Origin of the sequence: Thalassospira sp. MCCC 1A02898, assembly GCF_001618185.1 — a bacterium.
Classification (GTDB): Bacteria; Pseudomonadota; Alphaproteobacteria; order Rhodospirillales; family Thalassospiraceae; genus Thalassospira; species Thalassospira tepidiphila.
Genome location: NZ_LPXK01000011.1, coordinates 61,277 through 79,295, shown reverse-complemented (window position 1 = coordinate 79,295; position 18,019 = coordinate 61,277). Strand labels below are relative to the sequence as shown.

General features: G+C 56.6%; 18 protein-coding genes. 10 read left to right on the top strand and 8 right to left on the bottom strand.

The annotated features are described in order from the left end of the window. Positions 1 to 63 precede the first annotated feature (63 nt). Positions 64 to 2,517: a DUF4175 domain-containing protein gene (locus AUQ41_RS11375; protein ID WP_063088538.1), complete on the top strand. Its 2,454-nt coding sequence runs from the start codon at positions 64 to 66 to the stop codon at positions 2,515 to 2,517. Between the two features lie 83 nt (positions 2,518 to 2,600). On the opposite strand, the gene AUQ41_RS11370 is transcribed toward AUQ41_RS11375, so the two are convergent. After that, entirely contained in the window at positions 2,601 to 3,425 is an 825-nt protein-coding gene (locus tag AUQ41_RS11370) for a DUF3426 domain-containing protein (RefSeq protein ID WP_083952689.1), read from the bottom strand. A gap of 350 nt (positions 3,426 to 3,775) precedes the next feature. Between AUQ41_RS11370 and ftsE the strand changes: the two genes are divergently transcribed. The 4 genes from ftsE to AUQ41_RS11350 all read left to right on the top strand — a co-directional run bounded on the left by ftsE (position 3,776) and on the right by AUQ41_RS11350 (position 7,161). After that, positions 3,776 to 4,453, top strand: a complete 678-nt coding sequence (gene ftsE, locus AUQ41_RS11365; RefSeq protein ID WP_008889155.1) for a cell division ATP-binding protein FtsE — start codon at positions 3,776 to 3,778, stop codon at positions 4,451 to 4,453. Positions 4,454 to 4,513: 60 nt separating this feature from the next. After that, positions 4,514 to 5,416: an ABC transporter permease gene (locus AUQ41_RS11360; protein ID WP_008889154.1), complete on the top strand. Its 903-nt coding sequence runs from the start codon at positions 4,514 to 4,516 to the stop codon at positions 5,414 to 5,416. A gap of 182 nt (positions 5,417 to 5,598) precedes the next feature. Beyond that, positions 5,599 to 6,270, top strand: a complete 672-nt coding sequence (locus tag AUQ41_RS11355) for a YdcF family protein (RefSeq protein WP_232308374.1) — start codon at positions 5,599 to 5,601, stop codon at positions 6,268 to 6,270. A gap of 87 nt (positions 6,271 to 6,357) precedes the next feature. Further along, positions 6,358 to 7,161, top strand: a complete 804-nt coding sequence (locus AUQ41_RS11350; RefSeq protein WP_063088535.1) for a 1-acyl-sn-glycerol-3-phosphate acyltransferase — start codon at positions 6,358 to 6,360, stop codon at positions 7,159 to 7,161. 115 nt (positions 7,162 to 7,276) lie between these two features. Here the strand turns inward: AUQ41_RS11350 and AUQ41_RS11345 are convergent, their stop codons facing one another. Continuing rightward, the gene (locus AUQ41_RS11345) at positions 7,277 to 8,182 is read right to left on the bottom strand and encodes a LysR family transcriptional regulator (protein ID WP_063088534.1); all 906 of its coding nucleotides are present in this window, start codon (positions 8,180 to 8,182) and stop codon (positions 7,277 to 7,279) included. Between the two features lie 116 nt (positions 8,183 to 8,298). Here AUQ41_RS11345 and AUQ41_RS11340 point away from each other — a divergent pair, with 116 nt between their 5' ends. Further along, positions 8,299 to 9,168 carry an NAD(P)H-binding protein gene (locus tag AUQ41_RS11340; RefSeq protein WP_008889150.1) on the top strand — a complete coding sequence of 290 codons (870 nt, stop codon included), beginning with the start codon at positions 8,299 to 8,301 and terminating at the stop codon, positions 9,166 to 9,168. Between the two features lie 18 nt (positions 9,169 to 9,186). Here the strand turns inward: AUQ41_RS11340 and AUQ41_RS11335 are convergent, their stop codons facing one another. From AUQ41_RS11335 to AUQ41_RS11310, 6 genes are all read right to left on the bottom strand, one after another. Next, on the bottom strand, positions 9,187 to 10,152 hold the full coding sequence (locus AUQ41_RS11335) for a DMT family transporter (RefSeq protein ID WP_063088533.1): 966 nt from the start codon (positions 10,150 to 10,152) through the stop codon (positions 9,187 to 9,189). Further along, a complete protein-coding gene (locus AUQ41_RS11330; protein ID WP_063088532.1) occupies positions 10,152 to 10,712 on the bottom strand; it encodes a gamma-glutamylcyclotransferase in 561 nt (186 codons plus the stop codon). The genes AUQ41_RS11335 and AUQ41_RS11330 overlap by 1 nt, the downstream gene beginning before the upstream one ends. A gap of 47 nt (positions 10,713 to 10,759) precedes the next feature. Then, a complete protein-coding gene (locus AUQ41_RS11325; protein ID WP_008889147.1) occupies positions 10,760 to 11,641 on the bottom strand; it encodes a DMT family transporter in 882 nt (293 codons plus the stop codon). 89 nt (positions 11,642 to 11,730) lie between these two features. Beyond that, positions 11,731 to 12,696, bottom strand: coding sequence for a prephenate/arogenate dehydrogenase family protein (locus AUQ41_RS11320; RefSeq protein ID WP_008889146.1), 966 nt, complete (start codon positions 12,694 to 12,696; stop codon positions 11,731 to 11,733). 1 nt (position 12,697) lies between these two features. Then, on the bottom strand, positions 12,698 to 13,795 hold the full coding sequence (gene hisC / locus AUQ41_RS11315; protein WP_008889145.1) for a histidinol-phosphate transaminase: 1,098 nt from the start codon (positions 13,793 to 13,795) through the stop codon (positions 12,698 to 12,700). Between the two features lie 52 nt (positions 13,796 to 13,847). Next, positions 13,848 to 14,741 (bottom strand): chorismate mutase, encoded by an 894-nt coding sequence (locus AUQ41_RS11310; RefSeq protein WP_008889144.1) that lies wholly within the window; start codon positions 14,739 to 14,741, stop codon positions 13,848 to 13,850. Between the two features lie 193 nt (positions 14,742 to 14,934). On the opposite strand from AUQ41_RS11310, the gene AUQ41_RS11305 reads away from it, so the two are divergent. The 4 genes from AUQ41_RS11305 to AUQ41_RS11290 all read left to right on the top strand — a co-directional run bounded on the left by AUQ41_RS11305 (position 14,935) and on the right by AUQ41_RS11290 (position 18,014). Then, positions 14,935 to 16,095: a homoserine O-acetyltransferase gene (locus AUQ41_RS11305; RefSeq protein WP_040822680.1), complete on the top strand. Its 1,161-nt coding sequence runs from the start codon at positions 14,935 to 14,937 to the stop codon at positions 16,093 to 16,095. A gap of 2 nt (positions 16,096 to 16,097) precedes the next feature. Next, complete coding sequence (gene metW, locus AUQ41_RS11300; RefSeq protein WP_063088531.1) at positions 16,098 to 16,748, top strand: methionine biosynthesis protein MetW; 651 nt, start codon at positions 16,098 to 16,100, stop codon at positions 16,746 to 16,748. Positions 16,749 to 16,861: 113 nt separating this feature from the next. Continuing rightward, positions 16,862 to 17,707, top strand: coding sequence for a hypothetical protein (locus AUQ41_RS11295; RefSeq protein ID WP_232308373.1), 846 nt, complete (start codon positions 16,862 to 16,864; stop codon positions 17,705 to 17,707). Between the two features lie 19 nt (positions 17,708 to 17,726). Beyond that, complete coding sequence (locus AUQ41_RS11290) at positions 17,727 to 18,014, top strand: hypothetical protein (protein WP_063088529.1); 288 nt, start codon at positions 17,727 to 17,729, stop codon at positions 18,012 to 18,014. The last annotated feature ends 5 nt before the right edge of the window (positions 18,015 to 18,019 follow it).

The following is an 18,019-nucleotide window of genomic DNA, read 5'->3' as shown; positions in this document are numbered from 1 at the left end:
AAGCGGGTTGTGCCAGAATGCCGGATACAACGCGCAATATGTCGGCAAGCAGGGCTCAAAGGCATGTCCTTGATACCACCCTATCCCAAGATGGAACGCCATGTGCGCAAGACGCGCTTGGTGATGGTGTGGGAATCTGTCTGGCCCTGTCTGATCCCGGCCCTTTCGATCGGGCTCTTGGTCGTTGGTCTGACCCTGACCGGAACATTTGAACTTCTCCCCGCCACCGGGCACATCATGTTGCTGTCCGTCCTGTCGGTCGCGGTCATGGTTGCCGTGGTCGCGCCATGGCGCAATTTCAAAATGCCCACGCGCCGGGACGTCCTGCACCGGATCGAGGTGGACAACCATCTTGATAACAACCCGCTGCAAAGCCTTGAAGATCACGTCCCCGAAACCGACGACCCACTGACCAGCTACCTCTGGCAGCGTCAACTGGGCCTGCATGAAGCCGCACTGGCAAAGCTCCGGCTGTCGCGCCCCCTGCCCGCCATTACCCGCGTTGACCGTTTTGGCCTGACCGCCATTCCAGTATTGCTGGTGTTTGTCGGCCTGATGACCGGCCTTGACCATGCCAAGGAACGCTTTTCAAAGGCCTTCAGCCCGCTTCAGCGCCTTGGTGCCGCCGACTTCAGTGCGACCCTTTGGGTCACCCCACCGGCCTATACCGGGCAAATACCGCGCATCTTGCAGTTCAGTGCCCTGTCCGATACCGATGCCACAGGTGCCCGCCAATCCGAAAATGCAGGTAATACGGCATCAGATAAAAACAGTGACGTCATCCGTGTTCAGGTCCCGGCGGGATCGACCCTTGATGGCAGCATCACAAGCATCTGGGAACCGACCCTGACCACCCCGACCGGCGCGCAATCCTTTACCGAGGGGGCCGAGAATAGTTATGTGCTGTCGACCGCCATTGATCAGCCGGGCCAGTGGCGCATATCGGTCTGGGGAAATGATCGCCTGACCCTTGATATCGAATTGCTGGCCGATAATGTGCCAAGCCTGTCCTTCGTCAGCCCGCCAACCATCACCCGGCGCGATCATGTGCGCCTCGATTACGTCGCCAGCGATGATTATGGCCTCGCCAGTCTTGATCTGGTGATCACGCCTGCGGCCGAAGAAGGCACGATCAAGCAATATGGCCCGATTGATCAGGTGGTGATCGATCTCAAGGGCGACGCGGCTGGCGTTACAAGCAGCGCCGGTGCCATGCCGACCCGCATCGAAGGCCCGCGCTTTATTGATCTTGTAGCCCATCCCTGGGCGGGCTTGCCGGTCAATATCCAGATGGTATCAAACGATAATGCCGATCAGCGCGGCGAAAGCGATGTGCGTTCCCTGATGCTGCCCGAACGGGAATTCAGCCATCCGGTGGCGCAAAAGCTGATTGATATCCGGCGCGGTTTGCTGCGCTATCCGGACCGCGCACTTGAAATGCATCAGGCGCTGTTGCCGATCCTGTTCGCCCCGCAGGCCTTTAACGGCCATCTGGGCGTGTTCCTGACCCTTTCCGTGGCCGAAAGCAGGCTGGCGTCCAACCTGCAAAACCGCGCCACCCATCAGGATGTCGCAGGCCTTCTGTGGCATGTCGCTGAGGAAATCGAACGGGGTTCCTACGGCATTGCCGAACGCAACCTGATGGAGGCCGAGGACCGCCTGCTGGAGGCCCTTGCCAACCCCGATGTCACCGAAAGCGAAATTGCCCGCCTGATCGATGAATACCGTCAGGCGCTGAATGAATATCTTGCCGCCATGATGCGCGAAAGCCCGGAACAGGCAGAGGAAGAACTCCCGCCCGGCAGTGCAACACTTGAACAACAGGACCTGTCACGCATCATCGATCAGATCGATGCCCTGATGCGCGCAGGCGCGCGTGATCAGGCCCGCCAGTTGATCGATCGTCTGCGCGAACTGGTCGAAAACATGCAGGTCACCACCGGTCAGGGCGGCATGGATATTACATCGACGCTCCGCGAAATGCTGGACGGCATGCGCGATCTGTCGCGCCGTCAGCAGGACCTGATGAATGAAGGCGATAATGCCTCGACCCAGAACGGCAATGGTCCGCGTGCAAACCAGCAACAGGGTCTTGCCGACGATGCCGGTGAAATCCTCAACGATCCTGGTCTTGGCCAGTTTGGCGATGTCAGCGGCATGAATTCGGTGATTGATGCAATGCGCGGCGCGGCAGAGGCGCTTGGCAACAACCGGTCGCACGAGGCCCTGCAATATCAGCGACAGGCCATGGATGCCCTGCAACAGGGCATTGGCGAAATCAGCCGCGCGCTCGAAGGGCTGAGCCAGCTCGCCCCGATGCTCGAAGACCTCGAAGGATCCGGGCGCCGTGATCCGCTGGGCCGGCCGGTCGGTGGCGATGGCACCACCACCATCCCGGATGTGAACACTCTCGAACGGGCCTGGCGCATCTTGCAGGAACTCCGCCGCCGGTCCGGTGATCCCGAACGCCCGGAAATCGAACAGGAATATATCGACCGCTTGCTCAAACGGTTCTGATCAGGCCACTGAAACCCCCAAAACAAAAAAGGCAGCACGCGTTGTGCTGCCTTTCTCATAATCAGGATGTTTGCGCGAACCGCTTAGGGCTCGACCGCCTCGCGCGGGTCAAGGAAGGTGACCTGCAGGCGGGTTGCCGTCGGGTTCGGACGCCGGATCTTGGTTTCGACTTCCATGCTTTCGCCAACCGGCAACATCTGTTGCACCATCGGCATCTCCGCACCGGACTGAACCAGCGATTCATCATAAATCAGCGGCACCTTCTTGCGCTGTACCACACGATCAAGCGGATCAAGAAGCTCGATCAGAAGGTAAGGAAGCGCGCGCGGCTCTTCGCTGATATTGACGATCTCGGCGCGAACAACAAGAACGTCAACGCCGTCCTCTTCTTCGCGGGTCGGCGGCAATTCGCGGATATCAAGGCCTTCGCCGACATGCGGGACATCAAGCCCGACCATGTCATAGACCTTGGCAATCGGCGGCCACAGTTCGATGATCTGATCCTTGGCGAAATAGCCACCCGCACCAATCCCGCCCAACACCAGCAGGAAGATGATCCAGCCAACGATGCCCTTTTTCTTTTTGGGCTCCGGCTTTGGATTGTTGCGAATCAGCTGCTGGGGAATCGGGGGCGGATCGGGGATCTTGTCGGCTTCTTCAAAGCCCGGATCAACCGGCCCACCGCCCATCTGGTCTGCATTGAAATCAGCACCCAGCGACCCTTCCTCGTTAAACGGAGCCGGGATATCACTTTCGGGTGCTGGTGCCGGGGCTGGCTTCTTTGCGCCAGGCGGGTCCTGATGCCAGCTATTGCCGCAGCTTTTACAGCGCACGGTTCGGCCTTTCGGACCGATTGCTTCTGTTTTAACTGAGTATTTCTTTGAACACTCTGGGCAAGTAATGATCATTGCAAACCTGGCATATCGATGACGGCGGCATCAAACACGGGGGAAGGCGTGAAACTGTCTGCGACTGACGGTCCCCCTGTGCCGTCAGTGAAGCCTTACACTATATGTAAATAGCGGCGATTTAACAGACTGTTAAGCAGAGATAACAGAAGCTGCCCGGATTTGGGTATCAAACCTCTGGCTGATCGGGCTGTTAATGGTATCCAAAATAGACGACAAACCGTCCAAACCGGTTAATTCATTTTCGATATTGTCACGACAAGGCTACTTTCCAACCCTGTCGGATCATGACGAAAGCCGATATAAACACCGATGTATCAACCGTCATTCGCCCAGATGGAGCAAGAATTTTGACCGACGTTGTCAGTTTCAGGAATGTCGGAGTCCGGTATGAATCCGGGCCGGAAATCCTGCGCGACCTTAATTTTACGCTCGGTCGCGGCAGTTTTCATTTCCTGACCGGGGCATCGGGGGCGGGCAAGTCGACATTGATGCGACTTTTATTTTTGGCATTGCGCCAGACACGCGGCGAAATTTCGATTTTTGGGCGCGATAATATCCGCATCCCGCGCGAAGAACTGCCGGCGATTCGCCGCAAGATCGGCGTGGTGTTTCAGGATTTCCGGCTGATCAACCATCTGACGACCTTTGAAAACGTCGCCCTGCCGCTGCGTGTTGCCGGTGTCGAAGACCTGCAGATTCGCAAAAACGTCACCGAACTTCTCGAATGGGTCGGGCTTGGCGATCACATCAACGCAGTGCCATCGCGCCTGTCGGGTGGGCAGCAACAGCGCGTTGCCATCGCGCGCGCCGTCATTGGCCGCCCCGCCCTGCTTCTGGCCGATGAGCCGACCGGGAACGTCGATGACCGAATCGCCATGCGATTGCTCTATCTGTTTGAAGAGCTCAACAAACTCGGCACCACCGTTCTGATCGCAACCCACAACCGGCAACTTGTCCGGCGGTTTGGCCATACCCAATGGCTGCTTGAAGGTGGTACCTTGCACGACGTCACCAACAGCGGCTGAAACCCGACACACCAAGTCCAAGCTTCGTAAACACGGGATCAACAGGACCAACAAACGATCATGGCATTTCGCGCACCTCCATCGCACCTCCCTCTTGAAAGCGATTCGTCCTCGCGCTTTTTGCCGAGCATCGTCGCCCTGATGGTTGCGCTCCTGACCTTTTCCATCGTCGGGCTGGCGGCCCTGCATGACAGTGTCGGTCAATGGTCGGGCCAGATCGAAGGCAGCCTGTCGATCCAGGTCCCCCCGACCGAACTTGCCAACCGATCCCCCGCCGAACGTGAAGCCGCCCTGCAAGGCACGGTCGACAGCATCATCGAACAGGTTTCCACCCTGCCCGGTATCGCCCGGATCGAGGAACTCAGCCCCGATACCATGGCCGCCCTGCTCGAACCCTGGCTGGGCCCGGATGAGGTCATAAGTGAGCTTCCCATTCCGCGCATTATTGAAGTCACCCCCGAAACCGGGTTTAACTTTGATGCGCTCGAAAGCCGCCTTGGCGTCATCGCGCCCGAGGCCGTGCTTGATGATCATCGCATCTGGATCGAACGCATTGCCGATGTCGCCTTTTCAGTTGAACTGGCATTGGCGCTTTTGATTGTCGTGCTGTTTGGCGCGACCATGCTGTCGGTTGTGTTTGCCACCAGATCAGGCCTTTCGATCCATCATCGCATCATTGAATTGCTGCATCTGATTGGCGCACAGGATGGCTATATCGCCAGTCAGTTCGGCCGCCATAATCGACGCCTTGCCTTCTTTGGCGCACTGATCGGCCTTTTGATTGCGCTGCCGGTTTCGGCCCTGATCGGCTGGCTTGGATTGCGCGCTGGCTGGCCGGTACCGTCACTGGTTCTCAGCCCGACCTTTATTGGCCTGATCGTCGCCATTCCGTTTATTGTCGCATTGGTGGCGGGCATCACCGCCAACCGAACTGTGCTTCGTGTCCTACACCGGATGTTGTAACCCGCTCACGGTCTTCGTATAGTCGGTTGTTACCACTTCCCTTTTGGGATCATGGCCTTGGCCCTCTTTGTCCCCTTGAGGAGATCCGAATTCATGCCAGACCGCCGCTATTCAGGCACGCCTTCATGAACAAGCCCCCGCTGAGTGTGCAACATCGCCGCCGGTTCCGGCGGTTTCGTTTTTTGCTTTCCACACTGATTTTCTGCGCGCTGGTCTGGGCGGCGGGCTTCATCTGGTATGTCGATTACATCCCCAAGACGGTTGAAAACACGACCCAACGCACCGACGCCATTGTCGTTCTGACCGGCGGCAGCGAACGCCTGTCCGAAGGCCGCCGTCTTCTGGTGCGCGGCCTTGCCGACAAACTGTTCATATCGGGTGTCTATCGCGGGGTTGAAGTCGACGAACTTCTGTCGGTCGGCAAATCCGATCCGCGCCTGATTGCCTGTTGTGTTGTTCTGGGCCATGTCGCCGAAAACACGCGCGGCAATGCGATTGAAACCGCTGTCTGGATGTATGAGGAAGGTTTCAAAAGCCTGCGCATCGTGACCGCCAATTACCACATGCCCAGATCCCTTCTGGAATTCAAAAGCCTGATGCCCGATGTTGAAATCGTTGCACATCCGGTCTTTCCCGATAACGTCAAGGTCGACAATTGGTGGCGCTTCCCCGGCAGCAGCGCCCTGATCGCCAGTGAATACAACAAATACGTCTTCGCCAGCCTGCGCAACGCGCTGCTCAACTGGTTGCCAAACGGTGACCGCGCTGCACTGCGCAGCCCCGGTGGTCCTTTGAAGGATGAACCGGACCTTGATGACTATTCCGCCTCAAACGCGGCGCGCAAGGATGGCTGAACAATCGGCATTTTCTGATCGTCATATTGCTGTTACAAAACAGTGAATATTTAAGGTCAGGACCATGGCTGTAAGGAATTTGTCTGAATGATTACCCTGCGCGCGTTACTGTTTAACGTGTTGTTTTTCGGTGGAACGGCGCTTTTGTGCATTGTTCTGTTGCCGCTGATGCTGTTTGGGCGCAAGGCCAACCAGTTCGTCGGCCATGCCTGGTGTCGCCTCATTCAGTTCATGCTGCGCTACTCGGTGGGCATGCGCAAACGCTTCACCGGTCTGGAAAATCTGCCCGACGGTCCCTGCATCATTGTCGCCAAACACCAATCTGCTTGGGAAACCCTGACCTTCCACACAGTGGTTCCTGATCCGGCCTATATCCTGAAAAAGGAACTCACCCGCATTCCGCTCGTCGGGCAGTTCCTGATCCTCTCGGGCCAGATTGCCGTTGATCGGTCGGCGGGTAGTCAGGCCCTCAAAGATATGATCAAGGGTGCGTCCAAGGCGCTTGAGGAAAACCGCCAGGTGATCATTTTCCCCGAGGGCACGCGTACCCCGCCGGGCTCCAACCGTCCGTATCATCCGGGTATTTTTGCGCTGTATAAGGCCTTCCCCGACACCAAGGTTATTCCGGTCGCGCTTAATTCCGGCATGTTCTGGGGCCGCGACAGCTTTATGAAATATGGCGGTCGGGTCACCATGGAATTCCTGCCCGCCATGGAACCGGGCCTTGATCGCAAGACCTTCATGAAGGAAATCAAGCACCGCATCGATACCCGCACGCGCGAGCTTGAGACCGAAGCACAGGCCGAATTCCAGCTGCCGACGCTCACCACCGATGATATCGAAGCCAAGGTGGACGACACCGACAGCGTGGATCAAAAAAGCGCGTCATAACTCTGCCAAGTGCAGATATTAAACCAGCGGCCGACGTGCAATTCGCACCTCCGCCTTTTTCATGGTGGACTGCATTCCATTTCAAATCCGGCGCAACTTCAGCTACCAAGCATCATCAATTTCTGGATGCGTGCAGGCAGATATCGATAAAAGCGCGCAATGGTGCAGGGGCCGACCGGCTGGGATAATAAAGACGCGGACCCTCCATTTCCGGCCAACATTCAGGCAGGACAGGTACAAGGGTTCCAGCCGCGAAGTCTTCTTCCAGCCAGTTGCGGAAAGTATGGATGATCCCCACTCCCGCGTGGGCAAAACGAAGACCCGTATCAAGTGCAGCAACGCTTAGTACCAGAACATTGGATGGCTCCACCTGAACCGATCCTTGTGCGCTCATAATATCCCACGATAATAATGGGCCCCCATCAAGGCGATAGCGGATCGCATCATGATGTATCAAGTCTTCCGCTGTGTCAGGCATCCCGCGCGCTTCCAGATACGCCGGGGCCGCGGCCAACGCCATCTGTTGGCGACGCGGACCAATCGGAATAGAAATCATGTCCTGTTCCAGAACGCTGCCATAACGAATCCCGGCGTCACAGCCCTCCGCAACGATATCGACAAGATCGCTCTCCACGACGATTTCAACCTCTACGGCAGGATGGCGCACACGATATTCGGCAATCAGCGCAGGAAGAATGTCGCGCATGACCGCACCGGGTACGTTCAGCTTCAACCGTCCCTGAACCTGACCACCAAGGGCCTTCACCTCGTTACAGGCCGCATCCAGTCCCGAAAGCAATGGATCGACACGATCCACAAGCAGTTTGCCCGCATCGGTCAGATGCAGGCTGCGTGTCGTACGGCGCAAAACAGGAATGCCCAATTGCTCCTCAATCCGCGAGACCGTCGTACTGACATTCGAGGCGGCCATACCAAGCCGTCGGCCAGCAGCACGAAAGCCACCTTCGCGCACAACCGCAACCAGAACAGCAAGATCATCCGCAGAAACACCGTTCTTCATAGAGAACAACCTGTTCAGAATTTACCCACTTAATTCGATAATCCAGAACAATCATCCTGTCGATGACGAATACAATTAACGCCCGGTGGCGTGACAAGATGATTGGAGATCAAACAATGTTCATCGTAACAGGGGCCTCGGGGAAACTCGGCAGCCTTATCGTCGAAGCACTAAAGCGCCTCGTTCCAGCCCATCAAATCAGTTTGAGCGTGCGCAACCCCGAAAAGCTTCCTGAACGGCTAGCCGCGGGCGTTCGTGTCAGGCGGGGCGACTACAACGATACCGACAGTCTCCGCCATGCTTGGGCGGGGGCCAAACGACTATTGTTGGTGTCATCCAATGCCAGGGCAAGTGGCGACAATCCGCTCGATCAGCATGAAAAAGCAATTTCAGTGGCAAAGGAAATCGGCATCGAACGTGTGTTCTATACCAGTCAGGTATCAAGCAACCCACTCTCTCATTTCCCGCCGGGCCGTGATCACGCCGCGACTGAGGCGATGCTAGCGGACTCCGGCCTGGCATGGACTTCAATGCGCCACGGCTTTTACGCCGACAGTATTCTGAGCATGCATGAACATGGTTTTGCCACTGGCACGCTGACTGGCCCCGAGGATGGCAAGGTTGCCTGGGTAACCCACGAAGATCTGGCAGAGGCTGATGCACGGCTGCTAAGCGGGCATGAAACCATCGAAGGCATCACACCGCCCCTCACCGGAAATCACGCCCTTGACCTTGCAGATCTGGCACAGATGGCAAGCGCGGTCACAGGCAGAACCATCGAACGTCAGATTATCGGTGAAGATATGATGCTCGAAAGCCTGCACCGCGCAGGACTCTCAGGAAACGTGCTTGAAATCATTATCGGTTACTACCGTGCGGCCAAGGCTGGTGAATTCGAAACCGTCGACCCAACACTTAGTCGCATACTGGGGCGTGATCCGCGCCAGATACCCGATTTCCTTAGCGAGAAAATGCCGCGCACCTGATCCCACAAATGTTCGCATTCAGGTCGGCTTTGCCACCCGCCTTTTACGTGTCACAAGCCAGATACCCGACACGATCAAAACAATCCCCGCCAGATGATAAAGATGCAGCGCCTCACCCAGAAAGGCGATGGCAAGGCCGCTTGAACAGACCGGGATCAGATACATGAACACCCCCGCCTTGGCCGGGCCGACCAACGACACACCCCTGTTCCAGAACATGTATCCCAGAAACGCCGGGCCCGCCCCGATATAGAAAATCTTGAGCATATCGGGCCACACCGGATCAAGGCTGGTAAAGAACGGCTTTCCATCCACCACCAGCGCCCAGACATAAAGTGGGGTAAGGAAACACAGACCGATCAGGGCCGATACAAACACCAGGCTCAGCGGATGCACACCCTTGGGCGCGCGTTTCAAAAACATCGAATAGGCCGCCCAGACAATGGCCGACATCATCGCCAGCACATCGCCCAGAACGAAATCCATTCTGGCAAAGACCGACGGGTCGCCCTTGGCGATGATCGTCGCGGTTCCGGCCCCGGCCACCAGCACGCCCAGCCATTGACCAAGCCGCGGTTTGTCTGCCGTCAAAAGGGCTGCAAACAACAACACCCAGATCGGTGTCGTCGCGTTCAGAAGGCCGGTATTGACCGCCGTGGTGTTATAGGCCGCCAGATAAATCACCACCGAAAACAGGTACACACCGGTAAAGCCGATCAGGAACATCGACAATTTGTGGTCCGCCATGATTTTCAGGTCGCGACGCAGATACTTAAAGCAGAACGGCAACAGCAAACAGATCGCAACGATCCAGCGCCAGAATGAAAGTGCCTCGAACGGGACCGTTTCGTTGATGCCGCGCGCCACCACGTGGTTTGATCCCCACATCAACGAACAGGCCACCAACATCAAATAGGCCATCGTCAGTGGCGTCTGCGACCCGGTCTGGGTGGCAGAAACAGTCGTTCCGTTTGACTGGCTCATCAGATCCCCGCCCCCATATTGATCTCGCCATATTCGCGCCGCACCAGATCCATCAGATCGTGCAGGGGCGGATCAATGATGCCCATTTCATCAAGATGGCGCACCGTGTTTTCCAGATATTCAAGGTTCGGCCCGACATTGCCATGGGCCGCAACAATGATTTCAACCGCGATGCGGACCGGCAGGTTACCGGCATATTGTTCATGTGTCGGATCGGCGACATAGGTGTGCGCAATCACCGTGCGCCCGTCTGCAAGCTCAACCTCGACATCGGCGGGGATATAGGTGTTGGTCACAAGTTCGCGCTCATCAAGATAGGCCTTCACCTTTGACCAGTTTTCCTCAGCAATGAGAAACGCGTTGCCAACACATTCCCCGCCCTTGTTCAGGCCAAGAACCAGCCCCGGATTTTCCGGCGTGCCGCGATAATGATGGGAATAGATACAAAACGACCGGTGATAGCCGGGCAGCAACGCACGTGCGCACTCGACAAATTCAAAGCCCGGCCGCCACAACAGCGACCCGTATCCAAACACCCATTTTTCGCGCGCGTCGCTCACGCATTCCTCCGCTAACTAGCTTTCTGATCTCTTAGAATTACGCGAAACTAACGCTTCATGATCACCAATGCCACCCCAAGGGCGGCAATTGCAAACCCGGCGAAGCCAAGCACGCCAAGTTGCTCGTCAAACAGAAGCCACGCAAAGAACGCGGCTGTTGGCGGCACAAGGTAGAACATGCTGGCCACACGGGTGGCTTCGCCCTGCTTGATCAGAACCATCAACAGCATGATCGCCCCGATGGACAGAACCAGCACCAGCCACGCCATCGCCAGAATGAAGTCCATGCTCCATTCAACATGCAGCGGCTCCTTGAACAGCGCGACAACGCCGACAAACACACTGGCAGCAACATATTGAACGACTGTGCCGCTCATCAGTTCCATGCCGGTGCAAAAACGTTTCTGATAAAGGGTGCCCGCAGTCATGCCAAACAGCGCAAAAACCGCAAGTCCGATGCCAAACGGGGTAATGCCAACACCGTCGCCAATCTTGGGCAGCAAAACCAACGCAACCCCGATCAGGCCCAGGATCAAACCGCCCCATTGGCGCATCGAAACCCGTTCGCCCAAAATGGACCCAACGACAGATGCGGTCACAACCGGCTGCAAGCCAACGATCAATGCGGCAAGTCCGGCTGGCAACCCGGTATCAATCGCCCAGAACACCCCGCCCAGATACACCCCATGCACTAGCACCCCGGTGGTACCGATATGGGCCGCCTCACGCCAGGTTTTTGGCCATTTCGCCCCCATCAGGAAGATGACCGGGATCATCAGGATCAGGACGATGACAAATCGGACAAAAAGGAAAACAAACGGATCTGCGTATGGCAGGCCAAACTTGGCGCCCACAAAGCCCGTGCTCCACAGGAACACAAACACAAACGGCATGATCCGGGCGAACGCCGGATGATTGGTGGCAGACATTTCATTCCCCTAAGGTCGGTCCGTCACGCGTGGTGGGGCTGCTTGATGGACCGCACAGGATGACCGACAGAATGCCGGTCACTCCCAAATTACTCAGCAGGCTTTTTCTTGCTCTTTTCGTCGCTTTTGCGGTCTTCGCCTTCGGCCGAGAAATTGGCGAAATACTGACCGGCATCAACAATGCCACGGCGAATTTCACGGGTGCGCGAAAACAGCTCAAACAGCTTGTCGCCCTCGCCCCAGCGAATGGCGCGTTGCAAGGCCATCAGGTCTTCCTGAAAACGTCCCAGCACATCCAGAACGGCTTCGCGGTTGTTCAGGAACACATCCCGCCACATGGTCGGATCAGACGCAGCAATACGGGTAAAATCACGGAAACCGGTTGCGGAAAACTTGATCACTTCCTGACGCAGTGCGTCTTCAAGATCAGTTGCCGTTCCGACAATCGTGTAGGCAATCAGGTGCGGCAGATGCGATGTAATGCCAAGGATACGGTCATGATGATCGGCATCCATGCATTCAACATACATCCCGCAGGCTTCCCAAAGGGCTTTGACCTTGGCAATCGCAGCTTCGTTTTCGCCCGGGATCGGGGTCAGGATGCACCAGCGTTCCTCAAACAGTTCCGGAAAACCGGAATCCGGGCCGGAATGCTCCGTACCGGCCAACGGGTGACCGGGTACGAAATGCACACCTTCGTCCAGATGCGGGGCAATGTCGCGGATGACCGATTGTTTGACCGACCCGACGTCCGAAACAATCGCACCCTTTTTAAGCGCACCGGTCAATTGCGCCCCAATGGCTTCATTGGCACCGACCGGGGCACAGACCATGACCAGATCCGCATCACCAACCGCCTGCTTGATGTCGCAATAGGCCTCATCGGCAATGCCAAGTTCAAGCACCCGGTCACGGGTCGCTTCTGATCGGACCGCGCAAGTGATTTTGTTGGCAAGGCCGTCACGCTTGATGCGACGGGCCATGGACGAGCCGATCAGGCCCATACCGATAAAGGCGACAGTTTCAAACAGCGGCTGGGATGCAGTATTGGTCATTTTATGCGTTCACAAAGTCTTTGATGGTCTGCAGGCAGATTTCCATTTCTTCCTTCGTACCGATAGAAATACGAAGCATCTGCGGCAGGCCATAGGCACCGATTTTGCGCGGGATCACGCCACGGGCCATCATGAAATCATTGGCAGCATCGGCGTTCTTGCCTTCTTCTGCCGGGAATTCAACGAGAACGAAGTTGCCATAGCTCGGATGTGCCTTAAGGCCCGAAATCGCGTTCACCTCGTCGCGGAACCACGAAAGCGTCTCGGCATTGTGGCGCACGCATTCATTAACGAAGTCATCGTCATCAAGGGCGGCGGCACCAGCTTCCTGTGTCGGCAGCGGCACGTTGAACGGGTTGCGCAGGCGTTGCAGCACATCGGCAATCGCCGGCGGCGCATAGCACCAACCCAGACGGATGCCACCAAGACCATAGATTTTGGAAAATGTGCGGGTCATCACGGTGTTGTTGCCCGCTTTCACAAGTTCCTCACCGGCCGAATAATCTTCCTGACCGGTCATGAACTCGGCATAGGCCGCATCAACCACCAGAACAATGTCTTCGCGCAGACCATCGCGCAGGCGCTTCATTTCCGCATCCGAAATATAGGTGCCGGTCGGGTTGTTCGGGTTGGCAACAAACACGATCTTGGTTTTGTCCGTCACCGCCGCCAACAGCGCATCAACATCGGTCGTCATGTTGGTTTCAGGCGCGGTTACCGGCGTTGCACCAACGCCCATGGTCGCAATCGGATACATCAAAAAGCCGTGCTGCGAATACAGCACTTCATCACCCGGACCGGCATAGGCACGGATCAACAGGGTCAGAAGTTCATCAGAACCGTTACCGCAAATAAGCTGATCAAATTCCAGACCGTATTTTTCGGCCAGCTTGTGACGCAGAACGTCGCAACCGCCATCCGGATAACGATGCAAACGGGTTGCCGTGTTACGCAGGGCTTCCATGGCCTTGGGGCTCGGGCCAAGTGCGCCTTCGTTCGAAGACAATTTGATCACGCGCTGAGCACTGTCAGCACTGGATTTACCGCCTTTGTAAGGCGCGATATCAAGAATTCCGGGGCGTGGGGTGGGCGCAGACATCAGGTATATTCTCCCTGGGGAAATTGCAGCCAGTCGCGGCTGCCAAGCATGTTTAACTCAGTGCGTCTTCGGCAAGCGGCACGGCATAGGCACCCACCACCCGCAAACTTTCGGGGCGAAGGCCTTGCGCGTCCAGTGTGCTCTGAAACGCATTGGTGCGATTACAAAAGAATCCCGGCACATCAACAAGCACAAAACGTCGATCCGTCGCCTCATCGTCAGAAAAGCCAAGGATTACCGATCCGTCGATGCCATCCGCAATTTTTTTGCGCACGGTATCCATCGAAATCTCTTTTGACAGGCTGACCACAAACAGAGTCCGGTCATCACCGCTGTCTTCAAGTTCAATCGCTGCCAGAACGAAACCCTCGGTATCTTCGCCGCGTCCAACCGGGCGACCGCCAAAGGGCAGCTTTGACACCACACGTACCGGGCTTTGTTCGCTCAGATGGACCCACCATGGCTGGGCCTCGCCCAGTTGCGGTTTGGGAAACACACCAACTGCTGCCCGCCCGTCTTCAACGGCGTTGAACGCTTCGCGCGGGGTATCAAATTCAATGATTTCGTTAAGGCACCCGAAATTCAGGCGCGCCAGTTCCCAGCAATCCAGCCCGTCGGCATTGCGGCCAAGTGCCACCGTGTACGGCGCTTCAAGGCGTGTTCCGGCCGCGATCATTTCGCGCCAGATCTGGATCAGGGCGGTTTTGGGAAAGGCCCCTTCATGACGTTCGACAAGGGTGCGCATGATACGGGCTTCGCGGGCCGGGCGATAGGGCACCTTGACCTTGCCACCCGCCGCGATCATCCGGTCCTTGTAGGCCCCGACGGCCTGCACAACCTTTGTCCGGCGAATGATCAGCGACTGCAAAGCCTGATCGATCTCGTCGATCTCTCCGCGCAGCTCATTCAGGTCAAGATTTGCCAAATTTTTGTCGTCAGACGCCATAATCTACTCTTCTTTTGAACGGCGCACAGTATTAGGACAGGGCCGCAGAAATGCAAAGAAAAGATTGACTAACCCCGGCTCTGCTTCATAGCTAGGGTCAGGACTCATTAATTTCCGCAAAACCGACGATGAAAGCACGGCGCGTTGTCGGTTTGCCCACGGAAACAAAGAATAACCAAGGAAACCGCAATTCATGTCCACCGCGACCAACACGGAAAAGCGCCCCCCGCTTCCAGGCCACCACATGGTGCTTGGCGAAACGGAAAAGCTGCGCCTTGATAGCGGTGTGGAATTTGGTCCCTTCACCCTGGCCTATCAGACCTACGGCGAACTTAATGCCGACAAATCCAACGCGATTCTGGTTTGCCACGCCCTGACCGGGGATCAGTATGTTGCCGATGACGTCCATCCGATCACCGGCAAGGAAGGCTGGTGGTCTGAAATCGTCGGCCCCGGCAAGATCATTGATACCAACAAGTATTTCGTCATCTGCAGCAACGTGATCGGCGGCTGCCTTGGCAGTACCGGGCCCAAGGAAATCAATCCGGCAACCGGCAAGCCGTGGGGTCTTGATTTCCCGGTGATCACGATTGCCGACATGGTGCGTGCGCAAACCATGCTGATTGACGCGCTTGGCATCGACATGCTGTTTGCTGTCATTGGCGGTTCCATGGGCGGCATGCAGGTTCTTGAATGGTGCAAAAGCTATCCCGAACGGGTTTATGCCGCCGCCCCGATTGCGACCTCGTTCCGGCATTCGGCGCAAAACATCGCCTTCCACGAAGTCGGGCGTCAGGCCGTCATGGCCGACCCGGACTGGTGCGGGGGCAACTACCTGCTCGAAGGCAAGAAACCGTCGCGCGGATTGGCTGTCGCGCGTATGACTGCGCACATCACCTATCTGTCGCAACCGGCCCTTCATCGCAAATTCGGGCGCAAGCTGCAAAATCGTGGTGCCATCACCTATAGCTTCGATCAGGATTTCCAGGTCGAAAGTTACCTGCGCCATCAGGGCAAAAGCTTCGTCGATCGCTTTGACGCCAACAGTTATCTCTATATCACCCGCGCGATGGATTATTTCGATCTGTCGCTTGAATATGACGGACGGCTGGCCGAGGCCTTTCAGGGCTGCAAAACCCGGTTCTGCGTCATTTCGTTTTCCAGCGACTGGTGCTTTACCACCGCTGAAAGCCGGATTGTCGCCCATGCGCTGAATGCCGCATCGTGTAATGTCAGCTGTGTCGAGATCGAAAGCGACAAGGGCCATGATGCGTTCCTGCTTGATGAACCCGATTTCCACATGGTGCTGAGTGGCTTCATCGAAGGTGCCGCCGAAGGCCGGGGACTGAAATAATCATGAATGAGACTTTGAACCCAAACAGCGCAGCCAACGTGGCACATAGCGACCGCATCCGTGTCGACCTGCAACTGATTGCCGACATGATCGAACCGGGCACGCGCGTGCTTGATATCGGCTGTGGCGACGGCGAACTTCTGGGATACCTCACACGCACCAAAAAGGTTGATGGGCGGGGCCTTGAGCTGTCCAACGAAGGGGTTCGCAACTGTGTCGCGCAAGGTCTTCCGGTGATGCAGGGTGATGCGGATCGGGATCTGCGCGATTACCCGGACGGGGCGTTTGATTACGCCATACTCAGCCAGACATTGCAGGCAACCCAGCGCCCGAAAGAGGTGCTGTCGGAGTTGCTGCGCATTGGCACCAAGGCGATTGTGTCGTTTCCGAATTTCGGCCATTGGCGCGCACGGTTTGATTTGATGTTCCGGGGCCGGATGCCGCAGAACCCTAACCTTCCGATCATGTGGTACGAAACGCCAAACATCCATTTCTGCACGGTTCTGGACTTTGTTGCGCTGTGTAAGGCAATGGATTTGACGATTGAACGGTCGATGGTTCTCAATGAAGCGGGATCGAAGCTCAGCCTCGGCAGCCAGACCCGATTTTCCAACTTTTTGGGCAACCAGGCACTTTTCATGTTAAGCAAATAATCAGATCAATTATTCGTTTTCACTGAACAATCCCCCCTGCCCGATCACAAATTGATCGCGCCCCCGTCTGAAATCTGATGCCCGATCGGGCAACTTCATCAGACGGGGCCGATATGACCAATTCAATCCTCATACAATTTGTTCGCCGTACTTTTCTGATCGGTGCGATCACCCTGCTTGCGGCCTGTTCGCAGAAGGCCGAGACGCTGAAACTTTCGGTCACCCAGTTTGGCAGCGCGACCGAGCAGGCGTTTGATCACTATGACGCGGCCTATAGCACGCAATTTGCCCCATTCCCAAAATCCGACACGGCAAAGCGCACCGCGTTCGTCACCAACATCACCGATTTCACCGGCACGATCACACCGGCCAATATCGACACATTACTTGATCCCGATGCGGTAAAAATCGACCCAACGGTCGCGCGCCAGTGGCAGGATACGCTGAAGGGCCTTCGCAGCCAGTATCAGCAGTTTGTTGCGATTTTCGATAATATCGAAGCCGGATCGGCATTTGGTGCCTCGGCGGTCACTGAATCCGGGCCCATCTTGGAAAAACTGCGCGCGCAGCTTTCCACCATCAGCGATGAATTTGCACGCACCCCACCGCAATTCCTGACCCGGCGCAGCACCCTGATTGCCGAACTGAACCTGATCCGCAGCAAGGATCACAACAACCCCGAGGCCGAAAGCCTTCTGATCGAGGCCTGGTGGCAGCAATGGAACAGCCTGATCGCGGCTGAAAGCGCAATGCAGACCGATACCCTGCGCGCCTTTGTGACGGCCTCAGCCCTTGGCAACAGGTTGCAGGGACAGATCGATAACTATGCCAAGCTTGATGTCGGATCGCTGATTACCGCGGTCGAAGACGGCATCAAACTTTCGAGCCAGATCGGCAAGCTGAGCCCAGCGGAACTCGTAACGCAAGGCACCGGCCTGCTTGAAACCGCAACCAACTAGAAAAAAGGGAGATTTCACAATGAGCCAGACACTCGGTGCCCTGATTGCCGATGCACAGGAAGCCTATGCGACTGCGGCTGTGACCTATCAGGGGGCGACGATTGATCAGAAGGTCAAATCCAAACCGGCCCTTGATAAGGCCGCCAGCCAACTGGTCGCCCTTCAGGCCAAGCAGCTTGATGAAGCCAAGGAAGTCGATGCCGAGGACGAAGCGGCGATGAAGCAATTGCGCCAGCAGGTCAACAATGCGGCGACCTTGCAAACCGGGCTGATGACACTGGTTGCGGTGCTGACGAAATTTATCTAACGGGC

Coding starts and splice junctions, on each gene's coding strand:
- AUQ41_RS11375 (WP_063088538.1), top strand. CDS start 64: ATGTCCTTGATACCACCCTATCCCAAGATGGAACGCCATGTGCGCAAG.
- AUQ41_RS11370 (WP_083952689.1), bottom strand. CDS start 3,425: ATGATCATTACTTGCCCAGAGTGTTCAAAGAAATACTCAGTTAAAACA.
- AUQ41_RS11360 (WP_008889154.1), top strand. CDS start 4,514: ATGGCATTTCGCGCACCTCCATCGCACCTCCCTCTTGAAAGCGATTCG.
- AUQ41_RS11350 (WP_063088535.1), top strand. CDS start 6,358: ATGATTACCCTGCGCGCGTTACTGTTTAACGTGTTGTTTTTCGGTGGA.
- AUQ41_RS11345 (WP_063088534.1), bottom strand. CDS start 8,182: ATGAAGAACGGTGTTTCTGCGGATGATCTTGCTGTTCTGGTTGCGGTT.
- AUQ41_RS11340 (WP_008889150.1), top strand. CDS start 8,299: ATGTTCATCGTAACAGGGGCCTCGGGGAAACTCGGCAGCCTTATCGTC.
- AUQ41_RS11335 (WP_063088533.1), bottom strand. CDS start 10,152: ATGAGCCAGTCAAACGGAACGACTGTTTCTGCCACCCAGACCGGGTCG.
- AUQ41_RS11325 (WP_008889147.1), bottom strand. CDS start 11,641: ATGTCTGCCACCAATCATCCGGCGTTCGCCCGGATCATGCCGTTTGTG.
- AUQ41_RS11320 (WP_008889146.1), bottom strand. CDS start 12,696: ATGACCAATACTGCATCCCAGCCGCTGTTTGAAACTGTCGCCTTTATC.
- hisC (WP_008889145.1), bottom strand. CDS start 13,795: ATGTCTGCGCCCACCCCACGCCCCGGAATTCTTGATATCGCGCCTTAC.
- AUQ41_RS11310 (WP_008889144.1), bottom strand. CDS start 14,741: ATGGCGTCTGACGACAAAAATTTGGCAAATCTTGACCTGAATGAGCTG.
- AUQ41_RS11305 (WP_040822680.1), top strand. CDS start 14,935: ATGTCCACCGCGACCAACACGGAAAAGCGCCCCCCGCTTCCAGGCCAC.
- metW (WP_063088531.1), top strand. CDS start 16,098: ATGAATGAGACTTTGAACCCAAACAGCGCAGCCAACGTGGCACATAGC.
- AUQ41_RS11295 (WP_232308373.1), top strand. CDS start 16,862: ATGACCAATTCAATCCTCATACAATTTGTTCGCCGTACTTTTCTGATC.
- AUQ41_RS11290 (WP_063088529.1), top strand. CDS start 17,727: ATGAGCCAGACACTCGGTGCCCTGATTGCCGATGCACAGGAAGCCTAT.